This window comes from Mycobacterium sp., assembly GCF_035570115.1.
In the GTDB taxonomy this organism is placed as follows: domain Bacteria; phylum Actinomycetota; class Actinomycetes; order Mycobacteriales; family Mycobacteriaceae; genus Mycobacterium.
Genome location: NZ_DATMLH010000302.1, coordinates 1 through 3,103 on the forward strand (window position 1 = coordinate 1; position 3,103 = coordinate 3,103).

Annotated in this window: 4 protein-coding genes; 1 reads left to right on the top strand and 3 read right to left on the bottom strand. The window is 64.9% G+C overall.

Annotation, left to right across the window (positions count from 1 at the left end):
- Positions 1-472: 472 nt before the first annotated feature.
- Positions 473-655 carry a hypothetical protein gene (locus VNW74_RS28670; protein WP_325683200.1) on the bottom strand — a complete coding sequence of 61 codons (183 nt, stop codon included), beginning with the start codon at positions 653-655 and terminating at the stop codon, positions 473-475.
- Between the two features lie 214 nt (positions 656-869).
- Here VNW74_RS28670 and VNW74_RS28675 point away from each other — a divergent pair, with 214 nt between their 5' ends.
- Positions 870-2,231, top strand: coding sequence for an adenylate/guanylate cyclase domain-containing protein (locus tag VNW74_RS28675; protein ID WP_325683202.1), 1,362 nt, complete (start codon positions 870-872; stop codon positions 2,229-2,231).
- 416 nt (positions 2,232-2,647) lie between these two features.
- On the opposite strand, the gene VNW74_RS28680 is transcribed toward VNW74_RS28675, so the two are convergent.
- Both VNW74_RS28680 and VNW74_RS28685 read right to left on the bottom strand, forming a co-directional pair.
- A complete protein-coding gene (locus tag VNW74_RS28680; RefSeq protein WP_325683206.1) occupies positions 2,648-2,881 on the bottom strand; it encodes a DUF86 domain-containing protein in 234 nt (77 codons plus the stop codon).
- Positions 2,845-3,003 (bottom strand): hypothetical protein, encoded by a 159-nt coding sequence (locus VNW74_RS28685; protein ID WP_325683204.1) that lies wholly within the window; start codon positions 3,001-3,003, stop codon positions 2,845-2,847. Before VNW74_RS28685 ends, VNW74_RS28680 begins: the two co-directional genes overlap by 37 nt.
- Positions 3,004-3,103: the final 100 nt, after the last annotated feature.

The window sequence follows — 3,103 nt, forward strand, 5'->3', positions numbered from 1 at the left end:
CCCTCATTGCACTGTATGCACGGATGGCTCGGTCCACGAACCGGTCCACGACCACCACAGCGAGCGCCTGACGTCAACTACGGAGCGTCACCACACACCGCGCGAGATCCGCCTGATTGGCTGCTTCACCGTCAGATGACCGCTTCCACTGCGTCCCGAACTGGTCATTATGGCGCCGGGTGGCCAGGGCACCGGGCCACATTCTGACATGCCCGGCGCACAGGCGCGTCCGCCCGGCTGGCGGCGGCACGGAGGTAGGAGACCGCCGCGAACACGGCGTACTGCCAGAAGCCATCGGTCTGCGACCAAGGCGACCTCATTCAGCAAGCCGCTTCGGTCCTGCCCTGCAGGGGTTGCCGCGGCCAGCTCCGCGTACTGGAGCTTGTGGTTTGCCGGCTGCGGAAGGCGGGCTCGGATAAGAACCGCCCGGACAGTCCCTGCAGGGCAGCGGACCGGCCCGGCTGGCCTGGCATCAGTCCGGCGTGTCTGTGGCGAGGTGGAGGAGCACCTCGCCGGGGAAGGTGTTATCCCGCGGGTGCAACGGCGCAAGCTCGCTCATCAGCTCGACGATGTCAGCGCCGCGGGCGAGCCCGTCCAGCAAGACTCGGCGGGCGGTCACGCTGTCATGGGGGATGGGCCTTTTCCTGGCAGGCATATCACGACGGTAGGGCACGACCAGCGGTCACCGCGCGGCATGCTGGTGGGTGCCCCTAGTTTCGCAGGACGAGTCCTGGGTGGTGGTTCTTCGCGCCAGCCGCGATCCCAGCGGGACAGGGCGGACCCGGCTGTCCGCGTCATGGACCCCAGGCGGTCTAGCTTGGCCGCGCCGTGGTCTTGTCCCGTGGTTGGCGGTGGAGCAGACTACGCGTGTGGAGTCCCCGGAGATCCGGTACGCCCGCAGCGGTGACGTGCACATTGCTTACAGCGTCGTCGGCGACGGTCCGATAGATGTTGTTTTCGTCAGCGGCTGGGTCCTGTCGAACTTCGGTACTCCATGGCAGGGCACTGCCGTTGATTTCTATCGCGGTATGTCGTCGTTCGCTCGCCTGGTCTTGTTCGACAAGCGCGGCATCGGAATGTCGGACCGCACGCACGGGATCCCGGATCTCGAGGCACGGATGGACGATATCCGCGCCGTGATGGATGCCATTGGCTCCAGGCGCGCCGCGATCATGGGTTTTTCCGAGGGCGGGCCCATGTCGATGCTGTTCGCAGCGACCTATCCAGAGCGGACCGCTGCTCTGGTGCTGTACAGTACGCCGGTGTCGTGGTCCCGGACCGAAGACTACCCGTGGGCGCTGACCCGTGAGGAATGGCGCGCTTTCCTCGCCGACGAGGAGGGTGTCCGCGGCACCGATGAGTGGTGCGACAGCAGGCTTCGCGGATTGGCTCCGACGACCGCCGGCGACCCGGCCACCAGGCGGTGGTGGCGCCGGTGGGTGCAAAGCAGCGCCAGCCCCGGTGCGATCAAGGCGATGTCGCTGATGAACAGCGAGATCGATGTGTCTGGCACGCTGTCGTCCATTCGGGTCCCGGCGCTTGCTCTCAATCGCACTGATGACCAAGACGTGCCCATCGATTCGATGCGTTACCTTGCCGATCGTGTGCCAGGTGCTAGGTTCGCCGAGCTGGCCGGCGTTGACCACGGATGGTGGGTCGATTCCGGGCAGATCATCGACGAGCTCAAGCCTTTCCTGCTCGGGCTGTGGAAGCGCGGTGAGTGGGACATGGTCGAGACCAACCGTGTGCTCGCAACCGTGCTGTTCACCGACATCGTGAACTCCACCGCAATGCTCGCCGAGGTCGGTGACCGGAAGTGGCGCGACCTCCTTGAGCAACATCACGCCCTGGTACGCCGGCAGCTCGTGCGCTATTCCGGACGCGAGATCGATACTGCTGGGGACGGCTTCTTCGCCAGTTTCGACGGCCCCGCGCGGGCGATCCGGTGCGCGCGGGCGATCAGCGACGGCGTCCGCGAGCTAGGGCTGCACATACGCGCGGGGCTGCACACCGGTGAGTGCGAGATAACCGATGGCAACATGACGGGCATCGCCGTGCACATCGGCGCGCGCGTCGCAGCCGAAGCTCAGCCAGACGAGGTCGTGGTGTCCAGCACCGTGCGGGACCTCGTCGCCGGTTCAGGGCTAAAGTTTCATGATCGCGGTTACGCCCAGCTCAAGGGACTGCCCGGCGAATGGCGACTTTACTCAGTGGACCCCAGTGTCATCTGACCGCCCGCAGCAACCCGCGCGACGGCACCTTCGAGCAAGAGGCTTCACGACCCAAACCCCCGCGATCGGATCTTCGCGGAACCGTCCGTATTCGGCGATCTGAAATTGTTCGAACCAATAACAATGCTCCGTTTGTCGCGCTACGGAACTGCGAAGAGCGCTGTCGTTTACCGACTTCAGGGCGGAAGGCTCAGCGCATCCGCGTGCCCCGGCCGGACCACCGTGGGGTGACGGCGACCCAACGCCGCCACGTCGGTTAGCCCCGAGCGGTTGGCGATAGCGAAATCCGAGGCATCAGTGGTTCCCAGCGGAGGCTCTTATACAAATTCACCAGGTCGGCCATCCGTGTATAGTCGGTGCTCGTCAAGTCGACGGGCGCAATGTCCCCATCGGCCAACGCCGAGCCGGAAGGCTGCTCACCGCGAGTCTTCTGCTTCCGAGTCAAGCTCGGCAAGGATCCTGGTGACAGATTCCTGGAGTTTCGGTAGATCGCGCGTCACTGTGTTCCACACGACGTCGAGATCGATATCGAAGTAGCCGTGGCTCACCCGATTGCGCATGTCGGTGATCACGCGCCAGGGCACTTCAGGATGCGCGGTCCGAACCTTATCGCCTACGCCTCGTGCCGCTTCGCGATGATCTCTATCCAGTGAAGCACCGCGCTCTGCAGCAGTTCGTCGGTGTCGAAGCGCGTCCGGTCGTCCTGGACGTAGCGCCTGATCCTATCGATCGCGGCCAAGACGTCCGCCAGACGTTCACGGTCGTCTCTCACAAGGCGACGGCCTCGGCCAGGACCCGGTCCCGGATGCGCGCCTTCAGCCCACGCGGCGTAGCCACATCCACATGACGCCCGACGATCTCCTCAACGTCAA

Excerpts from the sequence above, each read along its gene's own strand:
- VNW74_RS28670 (WP_325683200.1), bottom strand. The coding sequence starts at position 655 with ATGCCTGCCAGGAAAAGGCCCATCCCCCATGACAGCGTGACCGCCCGC.